This window comes from Shewanella sp. SR1, assembly GCF_020447145.1.
GTDB classification, from domain to species: domain Bacteria; phylum Pseudomonadota; class Gammaproteobacteria; order Enterobacterales; family Shewanellaceae; genus Shewanella; species Shewanella baltica.
On sequence record NZ_JAJAEF010000013.1, the window covers coordinates 94,996 to 114,764 of the forward strand.

General features: G+C 46.2%; 16 protein-coding genes. 13 read left to right on the forward strand and 3 right to left on the reverse strand.

Going from position 1 to position 19,769, the window contains the following annotated elements; translation table 11 throughout:
- The first annotated feature begins 128 nt into the window (after positions 1–128).
- A complete protein-coding gene (gene relA / locus KV201_RS13655; RefSeq protein ID WP_226059643.1) occupies positions 129–2,339 on the forward strand; it encodes a GTP diphosphokinase in 2,211 nt (736 codons plus the stop codon).
- A gap of 449 nt (positions 2,340–2,788) precedes the next feature.
- Here relA and KV201_RS13660 read toward each other — a convergent pair whose 3' ends face one another.
- Positions 2,789–3,706 carry a DUF2971 domain-containing protein gene (locus tag KV201_RS13660; protein ID WP_226059644.1) on the reverse strand — a complete coding sequence of 306 codons (918 nt, stop codon included), beginning with the start codon at positions 3,704–3,706 and terminating at the stop codon, positions 2,789–2,791.
- A gap of 820 nt (positions 3,707–4,526) precedes the next feature.
- Here KV201_RS13660 and KV201_RS13665 point away from each other — a divergent pair.
- Together KV201_RS13665 and KV201_RS13670 are read left to right on the forward strand one after the other, a co-directional pair.
- Complete coding sequence (locus KV201_RS13665; protein WP_226059645.1) at positions 4,527–5,501, forward strand: DUF1852 domain-containing protein; 975 nt, start codon at positions 4,527–4,529, stop codon at positions 5,499–5,501.
- A gap of 55 nt (positions 5,502–5,556) precedes the next feature.
- Positions 5,557–6,621, forward strand: a complete 1,065-nt coding sequence (locus tag KV201_RS13670) for a methionine synthase (RefSeq protein ID WP_226059646.1) — start codon at positions 5,557–5,559, stop codon at positions 6,619–6,621.
- Between the two features lie 233 nt (positions 6,622–6,854).
- On the opposite strand, the gene KV201_RS13675 is transcribed toward KV201_RS13670, so the two are convergent.
- Together KV201_RS13675 and aguA are read right to left on the reverse strand one after the other, a co-directional pair.
- Entirely contained in the window at positions 6,855–8,561 is a 1,707-nt protein-coding gene (locus KV201_RS13675; RefSeq protein ID WP_226059656.1) for an amidase, read from the reverse strand.
- 78 nt (positions 8,562–8,639) lie between these two features.
- Positions 8,640–9,752, reverse strand: a complete 1,113-nt coding sequence (gene aguA, locus KV201_RS13680; RefSeq protein ID WP_226059647.1) for an agmatine deiminase — start codon at positions 9,750–9,752, stop codon at positions 8,640–8,642.
- A gap of 541 nt (positions 9,753–10,293) precedes the next feature.
- Between aguA and mazG the strand changes: the two genes are divergently transcribed.
- The 10 genes from mazG (at position 10,294) to KV201_RS13730 (ending at position 19,725) form a co-directional block, all read left to right on the forward strand.
- A complete protein-coding gene (mazG, locus tag KV201_RS13685) occupies positions 10,294–11,190 on the forward strand; it encodes a nucleoside triphosphate pyrophosphohydrolase (RefSeq protein WP_226059648.1) in 897 nt (298 codons plus the stop codon).
- A gap of 116 nt (positions 11,191–11,306) precedes the next feature.
- Positions 11,307–12,944 (forward strand): CTP synthase, encoded by a 1,638-nt coding sequence (locus KV201_RS13690; RefSeq protein ID WP_006082617.1) that lies wholly within the window; start codon positions 11,307–11,309, stop codon positions 12,942–12,944.
- Between the two features lie 230 nt (positions 12,945–13,174).
- Positions 13,175–14,470 carry a phosphopyruvate hydratase gene (gene eno / locus KV201_RS13695; RefSeq protein ID WP_006082616.1) on the forward strand — a complete coding sequence of 432 codons (1,296 nt, stop codon included), beginning with the start codon at positions 13,175–13,177 and terminating at the stop codon, positions 14,468–14,470.
- A gap of 99 nt (positions 14,471–14,569) precedes the next feature.
- On the forward strand, positions 14,570–14,869 hold the full coding sequence (gene ftsB, locus KV201_RS13700; protein ID WP_086010657.1) for a cell division protein FtsB: 300 nt from the start codon (positions 14,570–14,572) through the stop codon (positions 14,867–14,869).
- 12 nt (positions 14,870–14,881) lie between these two features.
- A complete protein-coding gene (gene ispD, locus KV201_RS13705; RefSeq protein ID WP_226059649.1) occupies positions 14,882–15,673 on the forward strand; it encodes a 2-C-methyl-D-erythritol 4-phosphate cytidylyltransferase in 792 nt (263 codons plus the stop codon).
- A 37-nt stretch (positions 15,674–15,710) separates the two neighbouring features.
- Positions 15,711–16,196, forward strand: a complete 486-nt coding sequence (ispF, locus tag KV201_RS13710) for a 2-C-methyl-D-erythritol 2,4-cyclodiphosphate synthase (RefSeq protein ID WP_226059650.1) — start codon at positions 15,711–15,713, stop codon at positions 16,194–16,196.
- 20 nt (positions 16,197–16,216) lie between these two features.
- Positions 16,217–17,350, forward strand: a complete 1,134-nt coding sequence (truD, locus tag KV201_RS13715; protein WP_063882520.1) for a tRNA pseudouridine(13) synthase TruD — start codon at positions 16,217–16,219, stop codon at positions 17,348–17,350.
- A complete protein-coding gene (gene surE, locus KV201_RS13720) occupies positions 17,347–18,096 on the forward strand; it encodes a 5'/3'-nucleotidase SurE (RefSeq protein WP_006086855.1) in 750 nt (249 codons plus the stop codon). Before truD ends, surE begins: the two co-directional genes overlap by 4 nt.
- Entirely contained in the window at positions 18,093–18,728 is a 636-nt protein-coding gene (locus tag KV201_RS13725) for a protein-L-isoaspartate(D-aspartate) O-methyltransferase (protein ID WP_006082610.1), read from the forward strand. Before surE ends, KV201_RS13725 begins: the two co-directional genes overlap by 4 nt.
- Before the next feature lie 100 nt (positions 18,729–18,828).
- Complete coding sequence (locus tag KV201_RS13730; protein ID WP_226059651.1) at positions 18,829–19,725, forward strand: peptidoglycan DD-metalloendopeptidase family protein; 897 nt, start codon at positions 18,829–18,831, stop codon at positions 19,723–19,725.
- Positions 19,726–19,769 lie beyond the last annotated feature (44 nt).

Sequence of the window (19,769 nt, forward strand, 5' to 3'; positions counted from 1 at the left end):
CGTTTGAATAACGTAAAAAATGTGATTATTACGTCGGTTGGGTTTGGCAAGTTCGCGCCAATGCTGAAGATAGGAGAGCTGAAGTGGTGCCCACTTTCTCTCTGAGCACGGATAAGGAAATAAATTAGATGGTCTCTGTTCGCGAAGCGCACTTTAATGATCCCGATTTTCACTTAGAAGATTGGGTGGCTCGCTATGTCGGTCATGCCGATGAAGCGCAGATGCTGCTCTCCTTGATAGGGCAGATTGACGCCTTACCAGCCAAGAGTCCTGCGGCGAAGAGAGAACTGCTCGAACGTGCTCGAGAGATGATCGAAATCCTCGCACCGCTGAACATGGACATTGAAACCCTGCAAGCGGCGATTCTGTTTGTGGTGTTCGATGCTGGGTTACTGACCGAAGAGGCCATCAAAGAGAAATTTGGTGAGCCGCTGGCGCGTTTAGTGGCGAGCGTTGTGACCATGAATGCCATCGGCGCGTTGAAAATCAATCCCAACAGCCGCTCAACCGAGCCGCAAATCGACAATATCCGCCGCATGTTACTGGCGATGGTTGAAGATGTGCGTGCAGTGGTGATTAAACTGGCCGAGCGTGTGTGTTTGCTGCGGGCGGTGAAAAATGCCGACGAAGAAACTCGCGTGCTACTGGCCCGAGAAATTGCCGATATTTATGCGCCGCTGGCCAACCGTTTAGGCATAGGCCAATTAAAGTGGGAGCTGGAAGATATTTCTTTTCGCTACCTGCATCCAGATACCTATAAAGACATCGCTAAGCAGTTAGACGGCAAACGACTGGATCGTGAAGTCTTTATCGACAAGTTTGTCAGTCAATTGCAACAAAGATTAGATGAAGATCAAATTCGCGCTAAGGTCTACGGCCGGCCAAAACATATCTATAGCATCTGGCGCAAGATGAAGGGCAAACACCTCAAATTTGATGAGTTGTTTGACGTGCGCGCCGTGCGTATCGTGACCGAACGTCTGCAGGATTGTTATGGCGCATTAGGTGTGGTGCATACGCTTTGGCACCATATTCCGCGGGAATTTGACGACTATGTCGCTAACCCAAAACCTAACGGTTATCAATCGATTCATACCGTAGTGGTGGGGCCTGAGGGCAAAACCGTTGAAATTCAAATTCGTACCCAAGACATGCATGAAGATGCAGAGCTGGGTGTGGCCGCGCATTGGAAATACAAAGAAGGTAATAATCATTCCGGTAAGCAAAGCGGCTACGAAGAAAAAATTAACTGGCTGCGTAAAATTCTGCAATGGCAGGAAGACGTGGTCGAAAGTGGCAACTTGGTCGAAGAAGTGCGCAGCCAAGTGTTTGAAGACAGAGTCTATGTGTTCACCCCAAGCGGTGAAGTCGTCGACTTGCCACTGGGCTCAACCGTGCTCGACTTTGCCTATTACATTCACTCCCAAGTGGGACATAAATGTATTGGTGCTAAGGTCGATGGGCGTATTGTGCCGTTCACCTATCAGGTTGAAACGGGCGAGCGTATCGAGATCATCACCTCGAAACAGCCCAACCCCAAGCGCGACTGGCTTAACCCTAACTTAGGTTATATCCGTACCTCGCGGGCGCGTTCGAAAATCCAGCATTGGTTTAAGCAGCAGGACAGAGACAAGAATATTGTCGCCGGCAAAGAAATGCTCGAATCTGAATTGGCGCGGGTGAGCCTTAAAATTAAAGACGCGGCCATCGCGGTCGAGCGCTTTAATATGGCGAGCATGGAGGACTTACTGGCGGCGATTGGCGGCGGTGATGTGCGTCTGCATCAAGTGGTTAACCATATTCAGAGTCGTCTGCGACTCGACGAAGTGTCAGAAGAAGATGCCGTCGAAGAATTAGTTAAGAAAGGCCAGCATAAGCCGACCTCCAGTGGCCGTGGTCAGGTTGAAGTCAACGGTGTGGGTAACTTGCTTAACCATATCGCCCGTTGTTGTCAGCCAGTTCCCGGTGATGAAATCTTAGGTTTTATTACTAAAGGCCGTGGCATTTCTGTGCATCGCGCTGATTGTGAACAAGTTAAAGAGTTAATGCGGGTTCACCCAGAGCGCGGTGTCGATGTGGTCTGGGGCGAAAATTACTCCGGCGGTTATCGCATGCGTCTGCGGGTATTAGCCCACGATCGCAGCGGTTTATTACGTGACTTAACCTCAGTGCTAGCTGCCGAAAAGTCCAATGTACTGGCCATGAGCTCGTCATCGGATACTAAAAACCAGACCGCCGCGATTGAGTTGGAACTGGAGCTTTATAACCTCGATGGTTTATCGCGGGTGTTATCGAAACTGACCCAGGTCGATAGCGTGATCGAGGCAAGACGACTTTAAGGCTTGTAACGCCTTTCGAAGCGAGCGATATCTAGAAACCATCTAGAAGCAAGAGATAAAGGATTGAGGCGGTAGGGAGGCTGTTCATCGTTCTGAGCAATGGTTTGCCATGGCATTTGCTCCCCGACGCGCAGCCAGTCCATCCGTGGATGCTCGACCGCCCCGTCCATGGGGCGGACGGTCGTCTCGCAAATCACCCTTGCTCACCTTTCACGTATCAGCGTAACCAGTAGGTTCAAAAATTAAGTCATAAGTATTCTGTTAAATTGTTCAACCTGATTAGGCTTGAGCGAAGTCATTCGATTGAACATAAGAAACTTTTGGACAAAAGCTTGTTAGATTTTTTACTCAAATCCATTAGTTTCGGATTAAAATTTCTATGGGGTGATGCCGTCAACACGTGCGGCTTTGAGAGTATTAAAAGCTACTTGTATTTTTTGTTTACGAAACTATTTCCCAATTTTACTCATAGCTTTCATGTAGCTGTCTAGTTGCCCCATTGAACTTAACATTCTAAATGGATTGCTTCTAGCTGCTTCATCCTTATGGGCTTTGGTTATGCTACACCAAGGACATAAATCGCTCTCTGCTACTAGTGGTTCTAAGCAACTATTACAAGTATTAGGCGCAATTAATATATCGCTCTGAGAGAATGTAAAAACATTACCAGACTCATTTTTCATATATGGTTTCGGGTGGCTTTTACCAATAACTAACTCATACCAAGTTAATTCATTCTTTTTAGCAATTTCTTTCGTCAAATTGATGTTTTCTTTAGGGTATTTTGAACCAATGATAATACTAGTTACCAAATCACTGGGAATGTATAAAATATCGTTCCCAGCTACTTTCTCTGATACTTTTTTCATATCAACAAACCTGCATTCTTGCTCGTATTTCCAGTTATCATATTTAGCAAAATATGATTCAACAAAAACATATTCTTGTAAGGCATAAGAGTGACGTGGTTTTTTTAAAACTGCGGCTCTTTGAAGGATAGGTTGAAGGTGCTCACTTGGTGCATTTCTATATGTAACATCCCAAATTGGGTTACCTATAAAGTGCTCTTGCAACTTATCTAAATCAAACTCTAATACGAATCCTGTATGATTATTTGCATAATGTGCCCACATAGGAGAAACAATCGGAGATTTAGAAAAACATGTCGTTGGGCTTTGGGGAATACCAGAAATAATATCATTATAAAAAGCAAGTTGATCAGCTGGAGTGTTCAAATCCATGCCAAGGAAAAGCTCATAAGGATCATTGTAATCCTGAGGTAAAGAACATTTTACACCGCAAAATCCTTTTTTTTGGAAAACTAGTTCAATTACATTATTTGAAAAGTATTTATATATTTTTGACATTTGAATCGATCATCCATATACGAAAAACAAACGCCCGCCTAAGGGCTGACAACTCTCATCCAAACTCAAACTGTAGTGGCAAAGCCAAATTGGTCATCAATACATAATTACTTTGTTCCATTACTAAATTTTGGTCAATAGTTAGTTGCCAAATACAGTAGTGAGTTAGGCGGTTGACACGTTTTGGGGCAATAGCTTTTTAGCTAAACGAGCAGCGAGAGGGTTAGTTAAGATTGGCATTGTTGCACCAGTGACCGTTGGCGACATCGATGTCGCCGTCGAGCCCTCAGGGATGCTTCTTTTAAAAAAAAATAGGCGGCGAGTCACTGGGGAAACAGTGGCAATTCATGCAGCACAACTGACGACAAAGTTATCTTGCTTTGGGGCAAATATGTGTAACTGGCAATATTACGAACTGTCTCTAGGGGGAAACTAACTCGACAATATATTGCTTCCCCTGCTTTTCCCTATCCCGAGTTCTGGTTAATCAACAACGCCATGCTAATCGATCATGAATATGGCTCATGTTGTATGTGAAATAAAACCGTTTTTGTTCATGTGCCGAACCACGTATAAATGATTCCAAGCGAAATATTAGACAAGCTTGAAGTTGCACCCTAGCTAAGCCATCAGGACTAAAGTCATCGGCACTTAAGTTAAAAGTAAGTCGCCCCTAAACGACTGTGAGACAACTGAGTAAGAACCTCAGGACAGAAACTCAGACAGAACACGAATAATGTCTATCAGAGTCGGGTCTAGAAGCTAGAAGCGCAGGGCATAAACTCAGGTTTGAAATCAGACAATGGGATACTGGATCACTATGGATAAGCATTTTACATTTACGATTAACAGCATTTGTCTTGATGAAAATTATCATCCCTCAGACAAGACGCGTATTACGACCAACTTTGCTAATTTGGCCAGAGGCAGTCATCGCCAAGCGAACTTACGCAACGCGTTAAAGATGATTGATAACAGTTTTAATGCCTTAGCTCATTGGGATAATCCTAAAGGCGATCGTTATAGCGTCGAGCTGGAAATCATCTCCGTTAATCTGGATATTGACGACAGTGGTCAAACTTTCCCATCGATTGAAATTTTGAAAACCAATATTGTTGATCATAAAACCAATAAACGTATTGAAGGCATTGTAGGTAATAACTTTTCATCTTACGTACGCGATTATGACTTTAGCGTATTACTGGCAGAACATAATAAGGGCCAAGCCAAATTTAGTATTCCAGATGATTTTGGTGGTCTACATGGCAAGCTATTTCAGTCTTTTGTTAATTCTGATGCTTACAAACAGAATTTTAATAAGCCACCGGTTATCTGTCTCAGTGTTTCGGATAATAAAACCTACCATAGAATTGAGAATCAGCATCCCGTATTAGGGGTTGAATATCAGCCAAATGAATCGTCTTTAACTGAGCAATATTTCAAAAAAATGGGCTTACAGGTGCGCTATTTTATGCCGCCAAATAGCGTGGCGCCGTTAGCTTTTTATTTCTTTGGTGATTTACTCAATGATTACACTCACCTTGAGTTGATAAGCACCATCAGCACTATGGGAACTTTTCAAAAAATCTATCGCCCTGAGATTTATAACGCCAATGCTGTTGCAGGGAAATGCTATCAACCCAATTTGAAAAACTTGGATCATTCATTAACTCAAATTGTTTATGATCGAGCAGAACGTAGCCAATTGGCTAATGAGCAAGGCAAATTTGCAGCGGAGTACTTTATCAAACCCTACCAAACGTTTTTTGAACAATGGTCTGCTAATTACCTTTAGTCGCTCTGCACTTAATCGTCACGCTCAATAATTAACCCAATACGGCATCATTATCATGAAAACACGACTTAATAAAACATCGCTTAACCAAACCCTGTTACCGACTTCAACCGCAGGCAGTTTGCCTAAACCTGTGTGGCTGGCAGAGCCTCAAACACTTTGGTCTCCTTGGAAATTACAAGGTGAGGAATTAATTGCAGGTAAACACGATGCACTGCGTTTGTCATTACAGGATCAACTACACGCAGGGATTGATATTGTCAGTGATGGCGAGCAAACGCGGCAGCATTTTGTCACTACCTTTATTGAGCACCTCAACGGCGTTGATTTTTCAAAACGTAAAACCGTGAAAATTCGCGATCGTTATGATGCGAGTGTACCCACGGTTGTCGGCCCAGTGAGTCGCCAAAAGTCCGTGTTTGTTGAAGATGCCAAATTTTTACGCAAGCAAACTACGCAACCAATTAAATGGGCGCTGCCTGGCCCAATGACCATGATAGATACGCTTTATGATGACCATTATAAAAGTCGCGAAAAGCTTGCGTGGGAATTTGCCAAAATTCTAAATGAGGAAGCCAAAGAATTAGAAGCGGCGGGTGTTGATATTATCCAATTTGATGAGCCTGCCTTTAATGTGTTTTTTGATGAGGTAAACGAGTGGGGGATTGCCTGTTTAGAGCGAGCCATTGAAGGGCTTAAATGCGAAACTGCGGTGCATATTTGTTATGGTTATGGCATCAAAGCCAATACTGATTGGAAAAAAACCTTAGGGTCAGAGTGGCGCCAATATGAAGAAGCATTTCCTAAACTGCAAAAGTCTAATATCGATATCATCTCGCTAGAATGTCACAACTCCCATGTGCCAATGGAGCTACTTGAACTCATTCGCGGTAAAAAAGTCATGGTCGGCGCGATTGATGTTGCCACCGACACGATTGAAACCGCAGAGGAAGTGGCTGACACCCTACGAAAAGCCCTTAAATTTGTCGATGCTGACAAGCTTTATCCTTGTACTAACTGCGGTATGACGCCTTTATCTCATCAAGTCGCAAGAGGCAAACTCAACGCCTTAAGTGCAGGCGCAGAGATCGTCAGAAAAGAACTCTTGGCATTAAGATAAGACGCGATAAGTGCTGCTGTCTTTTTTACAGCAGTATGTTTTATAGCGGCATAAGTCTAGCTTTGTTGAAAAGGTATCGACGTCGGTATTAAAAAAAACGGGATTGGCATCTTGATGCCAATCCCGTTTTTATTTCTAAGCTCATGCATTTAGTGCTTACATTTAGTGCTTACATTTAGTGCTTACATTTAATGCTTACAGTTAGTGCTTAGGTTTATGTATTGTCTTGGCGCTTATTCACCAAGCTTTGGCGTGCGTGGCGGGATCATGCGCCTTTCACCTGTCGACTCAAATGCACCTGCAAATTTAAGCAGGTTATTATCGTCATAGGCACGGCCCGCGAAGGTTAACCCCACTGGCATACCAATATCGGCCATCACGCCCATAGGCACAGTCACAGTCGGTACCCCTAAGTGACGAATCGCGAGGTTACCGTTAGCGACCCAAACTCCGTTGCTCCAAGCTATATCGGCAGAAGCCGGATTCACATGGGCATCGGCTGGGCCGACATCTGCCACGGTTGGGAACAGCACTGCATCCAGCTTTAGCCCGTCCATCCAGTCTTCGAGATCTAGCTTACGCGTCTTCTCTAAGCCACGCAGACCATCGGGAATACTGTCGATCTGGTCATAGGATTTAAGACCACGCTTAGCCATGTTGACGTACTCTTCCATGCCTGCCGCTAAGTCACCTTCACGGTTTGGCAAGGTGCCTAAGTCGTGGGGGAAAATCAAATGCCCAACAACATCAGCAAGTTTGTTGAGTTTAGGGTCATTGTTAGCACGCAGGAATTCATCGAATGCCCAACCCGAGAGTTCCCATAATTCATCATTGAGGAACTGAGGCGTGACTATGCCACGGTTAAACACGGTCGGCGCGCCAGGGCGGTCGCCTTCACAATTGGAAACCAGCGGAAAATCGACTTCAATCACTTCGGCGCCGGCAGCTTCTAAGGCTTTACGAGCCGCTTCCCACAAATCGATAACCGATTGGCGAGTGTGGATACGTTGGCCCGTTGGGCCACCGATACCTGGGTTTTCGCTGGTTCCCGCCAATTCATCCTTATTGATGTACATGCGCGGCACACCAAAACGCTTACCTTTAAGTGTGTCTGCTTGAGCGGCAAGCTCCAGATAAGATGCTGGACGGACAGTTGATGCTTTAGGGATTTGAACCCAAGGTTGTAGACGCCAGAGGTCGCCACGGGTAATTGGGTCATCGGCCACAATGACATCCAACACTTCGAGCATGTCTGCCATAGTGCGAGTGTAAGGCACGACGACATCCATGGTCGGCGTTAACGGCCAGTTACCGCGCACGGAAATCACGCCCCGTGACGGCGTATAGGCACACAAACCGTTGTTCGATGCCGGACCACGGCCACTCGACCAAGTCTCTTCGGCAAGGCCAAATGATGAGTAGCTCGCCGCTGTGCCCGTGCCAGCGCCATTGGAAGAGCCCGAAGCGAATGGTGCAGTAAGATACTCAGCATTGTATGGGCTTTCAGCGCGGCCATAGTGACCACGCTGCATACCTCCATTGGCCATAGGTGGCATATTGGTTTTGCCTAAGCATATGGCACCCGCGGCGCGTAGGCGCTCAACGGCGAAGGCATCGTACTGGGCCACTAAATCCTTAAAGGCTGGGCTGCCAGACGCCGCCGTCAGTCCCTTCACCAAATAGCTATCCTTGGCGGTATAAGGAATACCCTCAAGTGGGCTCAGTGTTTCACCACGGGCGCGGCGAGCATCTGACGCCTCAGCTTCTTTGAGCGCATCGGGATTGTGGACCACTAACGCATTAAGCTTGGTCTGCGTAGCTGGGCCGTCATACGCCTCAACCCGTGCGAGATAAGACTTCACCAACTCCACTGCTGTGGTGCGGCCGGATTCGAGTGCTGCACGCAGCTCGGCAATAGAAACTTCAGTGACTTCAAACATCTTACGCCCTCCCGCAGAAAGCCAATTGTGTTGCAACAACAGTGACATCAATGGTCATAGTGTTCTCCTTAGGTTGACTTACTTTCCAGAGGGGATCTGTTGGGTAATACAATGGATATTGCCACCACCTAATAGGATTTCGCGGGCAGGCACACCGATAATCTCATACTCGGGGAAAATTTCCTGCAGCTTTTGGGCGGCGATATCGTCGGTTGCAGGGTCAAGCAGTGGGAATACGATACGCTTATTGGTGATTAAAAAGTTCACATAAGAACCCGCTAAACGCTCACCTGCCGTGCGTGGCACGCCAGTGCCTTCGGTCACGCCCAGTGATTCTTCTTCGGTGCAATACAGCGGACCCGGTTGTGGCAATAGATGGATTTTTAACTTACGGCCTTGTGCATCAACGGTATTTTGCAGTACATCTAGCGCAGCTTTTGAGCGCGGATACTGGGGATCGGTTTCATCATCAGTCCAGTGCAAAATCACTTCGCCTGGGCGCGCAAAACAGCACATGTTGTCGATATGACCATCGGTCTCATCCATATACACACCATCTTGCAACCAGATAAACTGCTTAACATTCAAATAGTCACGCAGTAAGTCTTCAATCTGTTCTTTCGTCAGATCTGGGTTGCGGTTGGCGTTGAGTAAACATTCGGCACTCGTCATACAGGTGCCTTCACCGTCAACATGGATAGAACCCCCTTCGAGGATCAGCGGCGCGCTGTAACGGGCAAATCCATGTTGCTTAAGCATTTGCTGTGCAACTTGTTCGTCTTTATCCCATGGGAAGTACAAACCACCGTTATGGCCGCCCCAAGCGTTAAAGCCCCAGTCAACGCCACGGCATTCGCCATTATCATTCACGACTACGGTTGGCCCAGTGTCACGCGCCCAGCAATCGTTACTGTCCATTTCAACCAAAGTGACGTGCGACGGCATCACTTTTTGAGCTTCAGCTAAAAAGGCTTTAGGTACACCCATATACACGGGCGTCGCTCCACCAATGGCATCGGCCACTTTAGCAAAGGTCGCTTGAGCATAAGCCCCAGCAGAGCGCCAGTTGTCAGGACGATGTGGCCAAATCATCCACACCGCTTGCTGCGCTGCCCATTCGGCGGGCATGTGGAAACCATCTTGAGATGGCTTAGTCGTTAACGGCGTGGCATCCACATTCGCGTTTGTCATGAATTTTGTCTCCAGTAATGCTCAAATCTATAAGGGTGTACGCCCCATTTTGGGCGACAGAATAGAAATACACCTAACATAATCAAATAAATCGAATGACCGTATTCATCACGCTGCGCTCATCACGAGCATTTATTACATGCATTCATCACATTTATAGTTAGGCCGAAATTGTTAGGTCTTCACTCAGTGAGTTTTAGCTTCATTGAAATATTGCTGCGTATCTTATCATTTAAGATGGCTTGCGCTAAATACTTGTATGCAGGACATAGATGAGAATTTGTAGGGTCGTTAAGTCGTCAGTTTATTGCTCATGGGGTGAATATCATCACTACATGGCGCGAATGCACTTGTAGTTAAAATAAGATCTATTAAATAAGAACCCTAAGCTCTGATCTCAGCATCAAAATAGCGCTTTTATGTTACCTCGCTTATCATCGCGTTATTATAGCCTTTCATTAACTAGCACTGCTGAGGCGTATTCTTTTTGTTCATCCTCAGCACTAGCCCGTTTAAGTATTCATCTTTTAAGGATATCAGCATGACTTCCCACACAGAGCCATTAACTTCATTTTCGACCTCGGGACTTTCTGTAACGGGCCTTTCAGCTACAGATGTTGAGCCGCTGCTTAAAATTATGGAAAAACTGCGCGACCCACAAACAGGTTGCCCCTGGGATAAAGCACAAACCTTTCAAACCATAGTGCCTTTTACCTTAGAAGAAGCCTATGAGGTCGCCGATACTATAGAGCGCTTAGCCTGGGATGAGTTACCCGATGAACTTGGGGATTTATTATTTCAAATCGTATTTTATTGTCAGCTTGGTAAAGAGCAGGGGTTGTTTGATTTTGCCACTGTGATTGAGAAAATCAGCGACAAGTTGACGCGCCGTCATCCCCATGTGTTTGGCGAGCAAAATCCGCAAATAGGCGATAGCGCCCAAGCGATGAAAGCCAATTGGGAGGCGATTAAAGCGACTGAACGCGAACAAAAGGCCCAGCAAGTGGCGGGTGAAACCCAAGCTGATGCTGTGGTTTCTGCGTTAGACAATATTCCGCGTACCCAACCTGCGCTGTCACGCTCAATCAAAATTCAGCAGAGGGTGGCGCGAGTCGGTTTCGATTGGGCCGAACTTGAGCCCGTGGTCGCTAAAATCCACGAAGAAATCGATGAAGTTTTGCATGAAGTGAATCAAACTGAGCAAGACCAAGCGAAAGTGCAGTCCGAAATGGGCGACTTGCTATTTGCCGTGGTGAATCTAGCTCGTCATCTTAAGGTCGACCCAGAGCAAGCGTTGCGCCAAGCTAACCTTAAATTTGAACGCCGTTTTCGCGGCGTAGAACAGTTGGCGAGTGAGAGCGGTAAAAGCATGCAAGAGCACACATTAATGGAGCTCGATGCCTATTGGGACCAAGTAAAAGCGACGGAGACGAGATAAACGGCAAATTATCCCGATTGGTGTTTGTCGAATCGCGCCGCCTTTGGTATACTACTGCCCCGTCCTAGTGCTTTCTTACAAGCACGTATTTTCAAACTCATTTTCTCAGGTTCAGCATGACTACAAGGTATATCTTCGTTACTGGTGGCGTTGTTTCATCACTAGGTAAAGGCATTGCAGCAGCATCATTAGCTGCAATTTTAGAGGCCCGCGGTCTCAATGTAACCATCATGAAACTGGACCCTTACATTAACGTTGATCCGGGTACCATGAGCCCAACCCAACATGGCGAAGTATTTGTTACTGAAGACGGTGCAGAAACAGATCTCGACTTGGGTCACTACGAGCGCTTCATCCGTACTAAGATGAATCGTCGTAACAACTTCACTACCGGTCGTATTTACGAAGAAGTATTACGTAAAGAACGTCGTGGCGATTATTTGGGCGCAACCATTCAGGTTATCCCACACATCACTAATGCGATTAAAGAAAAAGTATTAGCAGGTGGCGAAGGCCATGATGTGGCTATCGTCGAAATCGGCGGTACTGTGGGTGATATCGAATCCTTGCCGTTCCTAGAGTCTATCCGTCAGCTCGGCGTTGAGCTGGGTCGTGATCGTACTCTGTTCATGCATTTAACCTTAGTGCCTTTCTTAGGTGCTGCAGGCGAAGTGAAAACTAAGCCAACTCAACACTCAGTGAAAGAGCTGCGTTCTATCGGTATTGCACCAGATGTGCTGGTTTGCCGTGGTGACCGTGCGATTCCTGCTAATGAAAAAGCCAAAATCTCGCTGTTCTGTAACGTCGAAGAGCGTGCGGTTATTTCATTAAAAGATGTTGATAGTATTTATAAAATCCCAGCTTTGTTACGTTCGCAAGGTTTGGATGACTTAGTGGTTAAGCGTTTCGGTTTAGAATGCCGTGAAGCGGATCTGTCTGAGTGGGAAAATGTGATTTATCAAGAAGCTAATCCAAACGGCGAAGTCGTTATTGGTATGGTGGGTAAATACATTGAACTGCCAGATGCATATAAGTCAGTTAACGAAGCATTAAAACACGCTGGCCTTAAAAACCGCGTATCTGTGACCATCAAGTACATTGATTCACAAACCGTAGAAGCCAAAGGCGAAGAAGTCTTACAGGGCTTAGACGGTATCTTAGTACCAGGCGGTTTTGGCGAGCGTGGTGTTGAAGGTAAGATACTGGCGGCAAAATTTGCCCGTGAAAACAATCTACCGTATTTCGGTATTTGTTTAGGTATGCAAGTTGCCCTGATTGAATTTGCGCGTAATGTTGCTGGCATGGCTGATGCACATTCAACTGAATTCAATAAAGAAACACCATTCCCAGTCGTGGGTTTGATCACTGAATGGATTGACGAAGAAGGTAACGTCGAGCAGCGCCATGAAGCGTCTGACTTAGGTGGCACTATGCGTTTAGGCGCTCAATTGTGTCATTTACTCGATGGTTCTAAAGCGGCTCAAGCCTACAAAGGCAACAGCTGTGTAGAACGTCACCGTCACCGTTATGAAGTGAACAACAAATACAGAGAGCGTTTAGAACAAGCTGGCATGATCTTCAGCGGTTTGTCTTCTGATCGTAAGCTGGTGGAAATGATCGAATTAAAAGATCACCCATGGTTTGTTGCAGGTCAATTCCATCCTGAGTTCACCTCAACTCCGCGCGATGGTCACCCATTGTTCGAAGGGTTTATTGCTGCGGCAAGTGCGCATCAAAAACGTGATCTGAAGTAAGAATATTTGAGGCCGGACCCGCGACAGTGGGGCCGGCCTTTTGCTACACTCGTCGCTACTTGAAACATAAGAATTTAATACCTCTGGGTATAAACAGCATGCGTATCAGTTGCATCTGTATGGACGCAAACCGTAAATGGAATTTTGTTATTTTCTGCGGTATGTGACTTCCATTTATTCCCATAGGTATTGGTTTTTTCTTTTATCTTTAAACTTAAATCGAGGGTGTTATGGCTAAGATTATTAACGTGATTGGTCGCGAGATTATGGATTCTCGTGGTAACCCAACTGTTGAAGCCGAAGTGCATTTAGAAGGTGGTTTTGTGGGTATGGCTGCGGCGCCTTCTGGCGCATCTACCGGTAGCCGCGAAGCGTTAGAATTACGTGATGGCGATAAAAGCCGTTATTTAGGCAAAGGCGTATTAACGGCTGTTGCCAATGTAAACGATTTAATCCGCACTGCGTTATTAGGCAAAGATGCCACTGCACAAGCTGAGCTTGATCAAATCATGATCGACTTAGACGGCACAGAAAACAAAGACAAGTTAGGCGCAAACGCGATTCTGGCTGTGTCTTTAGCGGCTGCCAAAGCGGCTGCAGCATTTAAAGGTATTCCTTTATACGCGCACATCGCTGAATTGAACGGCACGCCAGGCCAATATTCTATGCCTGTGCCTATGATGAACATCTTAAACGGTGGCGAGCACGCGGATAACAACGTTGATATCCAAGAATTCATGGTGCAACCAGTTGGCGCGAAAACCTTCCGTGAAGCACTGCGCATGGGCGCTGAAATCTTCCATACGCTGAAAAAAGTATTGCACGACAAAGGTCTAAGCACTTCTGTGGGTGATGAAGGTGGTTTTGCACCTAACTTAGCCTCAAACGCTGATGCGTTAGCCATTATCAAAGAAGCGGTTGAACTGGCTGGCTACAAGTTAGGTACGGATGTAACCTTAGCGCTAGATTGCGCCGCATCTGAATTCTATAAAGACGGTAAATACGATTTAGCGGGCGAAGGCAAAGTATTCGACTCGAACGGTTTCTCTGATTTCTTAAAATCATTGGCTGACCAATATCCAATCGTGTCTATCGAAGACGGCTTAGACGAATCAGATTGGGATGGTTGGGCTTACCAAACTCAAATCATGGGCGACAAGATCCAATTAGTGGGCGACGATTTATTCGTTACTAACACTAAAATCTTAACCCGTGGTATCGAAAACGGTATTGCTAACTCAATCCTTATCAAATTCAACCAAATCGGTTCATTGACTGAGACTTTAGCGGCCATTCGCATGGCGAAAGAAGCGGGTTATACAGCAGTGATTTCACACCGTAGTGGTGAAACTGAAGATTCAACCATTGCTGACTTAGCCGTAGGTACTGCTGCTGGCCAAATCAAAACCGGTTCACTGTGTCGTTCTGACCGTGTTGCTAAGTACAACCAATTGCTGCGCATCGAAGAGCAATTAGGTGAAAAAGCGCCATACCGTGGTTTGAAAGAGATCAAAGGTCAGGCGTAATTTAAACTTTGATGTAAAAAGGCCACCACTTGGTGGCCTTTTTTGTTGTACTATCTGCTGTATATTTTTTTAATCCAAGATACTGACGCTAATTCCTCCATGAAATTTTTTGTCATTGCACTCATAGTGCTACTCGGTTTACTGCAATTTCGTCTTTGGTCGGGAGATAATAGTCTTCCTGAATATTTCGTCCTGCAAAAACAAATTGCCGCGCAGCAAGAAGGTAACGCCAAACTTAATGAGCGTAACCAAGTGCTGAAGGAAGAAATCATCGATTTGAAAAGTGGTACCGAAGCCATAGAAGAACGTGCGCGTAACGAACTTGGCATGGTCAAAGAAGGTGAAACCTTCTATCGCGTCGTGGGTGGTGATCGCTCAGTATCGAGTCCATCCCAGTAATATGGAGTTAGGATGTCAGAGCTAGGACATTTAGATCTTGGATTAAGCGAGCAATCCAATCCAGGCAGTCAATCTGAGCCGGTAATGCAAACTGAATTGCAGCGCCAAGCTGAGCCTATCACTCAAGCTGTGGTGGCTATCGTTCCCGCTGCGGGCATTGGTAGCCGCATGGGCGCCGACAGACCTAAACAATATCTAGAAGTGTGCGGCCAGAGTATTCTCGGCCATACTTTAGATAAGCTGTTGTCTCACCCGCACATTTCCCACGTCATCGTCGCCTTACATCCGAATGATAATATCTTCAATACCCTGCCACAGGCCGTGCATCCCAAATTGACCACAGTATTAGGCGGCGGTGAGCGCGCAGATTCTGTGTTGGCGGCGCTGCAAATTGCGCCCGAGCAGAGTTGGGCCTTAGTGCATGATGCGGCAAGACCTTGTTTAACCGCGACGGATATCGACAAGTTACTCGCATCCAGAGTGCAATTTCCCCAAGGCGCGATTTTGGCCATGCCAGTGCGCGATACCATGAAGCGCGCCAATAAACAGGGCGAAATCAGTGCCACTGTCTGCCGCGATAATTTATGGCATGCACTGACGCCGCAGTTATTTCAGGCAGCGCAGCTAAAAGATTACCTCAATGCCGCTCTGGCGGCAGGCGCGGTCGTGACAGATGAGGCTTCGGCGATGGAATGGGCGGGCATTTCACCCGGACTCGTTTCGGGCCGTGCTGACAATATAAAAGTGACGCATCCCGATGATTTGGGATTGGCCGAATTGTTTTTAATGCGTGCCGCAAAATAGTCATAATCCAAATAAAACAATACGTTAGGAATATTAAATGAAAATCCGTATCGGCCATGGTTTCGATGTGCATAAATTTGGTGCTGCACGACCCCTCATTCTTTGCGGCGTCGAAGTGCCCTATGAAACTGGCCTAGTCGCTCATTCAGATGGTGATGTGGTACTGCATGCGATTTCCGATGCGATTCTCGGCGCAATGGCGCTGGGTGACATAGGTAAACATTTCCCCGACACAGATGCCGCCTATAAAGGTGCTGATAGCCGCGTATTGCTGCGTCATTGCTATGCTTTAGCGAGGGCGAAAGGCTTTGTGCTGGGTAATCTTGACGTCACTATCATAGCGCAAGCCCCTAAAATGGCGCCGCACATTGAGGCAATGCGCCAAATATTGGCCGCAGATTTAACCTCGGAACTTGACGACATTAACGTCAAAGCGACCACGACTGAACAGCTAGGATTTACCGGGCGTAAAGAAGGTATTGCGGTAGAAGCCGTGGTATTGATGACCCGTAAACACGATTAACTTAAGAGTAAAAAAGTCCCATGAGCGAATTACATTATCTGTATGGCAAGCCTTTAGGTACAGCAGATTTAAGAACCCAAAATAGCGATTTTATCGTGAAAGAGATTTTACCTTTTAGCCCAACGGGTGAAGGTGAACATCACATGCTGCATGTACGCAAAGAAGGGCTAAATACAGTACAAGTCGCTGAAATGATCGCTAAGTTCGCTAAGGTGCATCCAAAGGAAGTGACCTACGCTGGGCAAAAAGATAAAAATGCCATCACAGAACAATGGTTCGGTGTGCGTATTCCGGGTAAAGAAACGCCGCTTTGGAAAGATCTCAATAGCGAGCGTTTGACTATATTGTCGAGCAGCCGTCACAGCAAAAAACTGCGAATTGGTGCTTTAGTCGGTAACCGTTTTATTCTTACCCTGAGAAATGTCACCCAAGTCGAAGACATTATCAGCCGTATCGAAAAGGTCGCTCAAGTGGGCGTACCCAATTACTTTGGTGAGCAACGCTTTGGTCACGATGGTAAAAACTTAGTTTTTGGTCGCCAAATGATGGCGGGTAAAAAAGTCAAAGATAGAAATAAGCGCAGCATGTATTTGTCTGCGGTGCGCTCAAATCTGTTTAACACAGTAGTGTCGTACCGTTTAGCCAACCATGGCACTAAGCCGCTAGCGGGTGATTGTGTGATGTTGGCGGGCAGCAAAAGCTTCTTCGTTACGCCTGAATGGGATCTCATCGTATTGAAACGTCTGATTGAAAAAGACATTCAACTATCAGCACCATTATGGGGCCGCGGCATGATGCTGCCTCAAGGCGAAGCTGCTGCGGTGGAAACCTTGGCCATGAGTGAGTTGGCTGACGATTGCTATGGCCTTGAACATGCGGGATTAGAGCAAGAGCGTCGTCCGTTACTGCTTGAGCCCCAAGCCCTTAAATACGAACAAACCGCCGATGGTCTCGTGCTGGAGTTTGTGTTGCCTGCGGGCAGTTTTGCCACCTCCTTGTTGAGAGAGTTAGTCAATTATCAAGATGTTAAAGAGCAGCAATGGCAAGCGACACTGGTGCAGGAGCCTGCACCCGAGGCAACGAATGCCAACGTAGCGGCTGATACAATTGAAACTAAGACTGAAGCTGCGCCTAACACTGAAGCAGAGTCATGATCCGCATCTTAGTGAGCAACGATGACGGGGTTAATGCTCCTGGGATCAAAGCCTTAACTGAGGCCTTGACCGAAATTGCGACTGTGCTGACAGTGGGGCCAGATCGTAATTGTTCTGGTGCGAGCAATTCATTAACCTTGACTAATCCATTAAGAATTAATAGGTTAGATAACGGTTACATTTCTGTTCACGGTACACCGACTGATTGTGTGCATTTGGCTATCCGAGAATTGTACGATGGCGAACCCGATATGGTGGTGTCTGGTATCAATGCGGGCGCGAACATGGGCGATGATACCTTGTATTCGGGGACTGTCGCCGCCGCGATGGAAGGGCGCTTTTTAGGTTTTCCTGCAGTAGCGATTTCGCTCAATGGCCGAAAATTCGAACATTATCAATCGGCAGCGGTTTATGCTCGGCGGATAGTTCAAGGCTTGTTGGCCCAGCCTTTGGCAAAGGATCAGATTTTAAATGTGAATGTGCCAGACTTGCCGCTTGATCAAATTAAAGGCATTAAAGTGACTCGCCTTGGCGCTCGTCATAAGGCTGAAGGCATAGTACGAACGCAAGATCCCGCTGGACGTGAGATCTTCTGGCTCGGCCCACCAGGACAAGAGCAGGACGCCACTGAGGGCACTGATTTTCATGCTATCGCCAATGGCTATGTGTCAATTACGCCTTTGACGGTTGATTTAACTGCCTACGGACAACTAACGGCATTGCAAAATTGGGTAGATAAAATATGACTCGAGTTGCCTTAACATCGGCGGTGAACTTAGCTAAAAAGCTTCATGATGCGGGGATCCGCAATCAAGCCGTGTTAAAGGCGATATCGCATACGCCGCGGGAAATGTTTCTCGATAATGCGCTAGCCCATAAAGCCTATGAAAATACCGCTTTACCGATTGGCCAAGGGCAAACCATCTCGCAGCCTTATATCGTCGCCCGTATGACCGAACTCTTACTGCATAAGATGCCCCAGCGGGTATTAGAAGTGGGCACGGGATCGGGTTATCAGGCGGCAATTTTGGCGCAATTAGTGCCGCAGCTTTGTACTATCGAGCGAATAAAAGGCTTACAAATTCAAGCGAGACAGCGCTTAAAACGATTAGATTTGCATAATGTGTCGTTTAAATACGGTGATGGCTGGTTAGGTTGGGCGAATCGTAGCCCGTTCGATGCCATTATGGTGACCGCTGCCGCTTCGACTATACCTGAGGCCTTACTGTCTCAATTAGCCGAGGGCGGAGTGTTAGTTCTGCCAGTCGGCGAAGATACCCAGCAATTGATGCGAATCACTCGTACTGCAGACCGCTTCAGTTCGGAAACAATTGAAACGGTTAAATTTGTCCCTTTGATTAATGGAGAGTTAGCTTAACCTTGTGTTGTGCTACTGTCTCCACTGAACAGCTTGTCTTGCAACGAGGGCATTGTTTTCTCATCATAAACAGTAATACAGCCTCACCAAGGAGTTTTTATTGTTGAATGCGGGTTTAGTCTTAAACCTCTGCTTTATATTTCTGCTTGCAGGCTGTAGCTTTCAGGCCAGCCGACCCGCGCCCGTCGAAAATATTTCCCATAGCTACTCTAAAAATAACAAAGGCCACATTAAATCGAATTCATATAAAGTTAAGAAAGGCGACACGCTTTACTCTATTTCTTGGGGAGCAGGAAAGGATTTTTCTGAAATAGCTAAACTTAATCAATTAGATAACCCTTATACAATTTACCCCGGACAGATTTTATATTTAACGAATGCTAAGTCGAGTAGTCAGTCAAAATCTACAACTTTAGATGGAAGGAAAACGAGCTCCTCGGGTAATAATTCTAGTAAAAATGATAAAAAACAAACAGATAATCAAGTTTCTCAAACCGGCGCTAAGTCAAGTAATGATCTGAAAAAAACACTTGATCAGAAAGCTAAGCCCGCGTACCTTGTAACAAGTTCCCAACAAAATGTTAACTCGATCATGGTTCCACCGACTTCGACACTACCAACCAGTGTGAGTCAGTGGGAGTGGCCAGTAAGAGGGAAGTTAATCGGGACTTACTCTGCCAATGAGCAGGGAAATAAAGGCATTAAGATCGCGGGGAATCGGGGAGATATCATCAAAGCTGCTGCAGATGGGCGGGTGGTATACGCAGGAAGTGCTCTTAGGGGTTACGGTAATTTAGTGATTATTAAACATAGTGACGATTACCTTAGTGCTTATGCTCATACGGACAAGATCTTAGTCAAAGAAAAGCAACATGTCCTCGCAGGGCAGACAGTTGCAAAAATGGGCAGTACAGGTGCCAATCGGGTAATGTTACATTTTGAAATTCGTTACCATGGACAGTCTGTAAACCCACTTACTTATTTACCCAAACAATGATTGCTTGGGGCCTTGTTGGCAAATGGAGGATAGGAAATTGCACT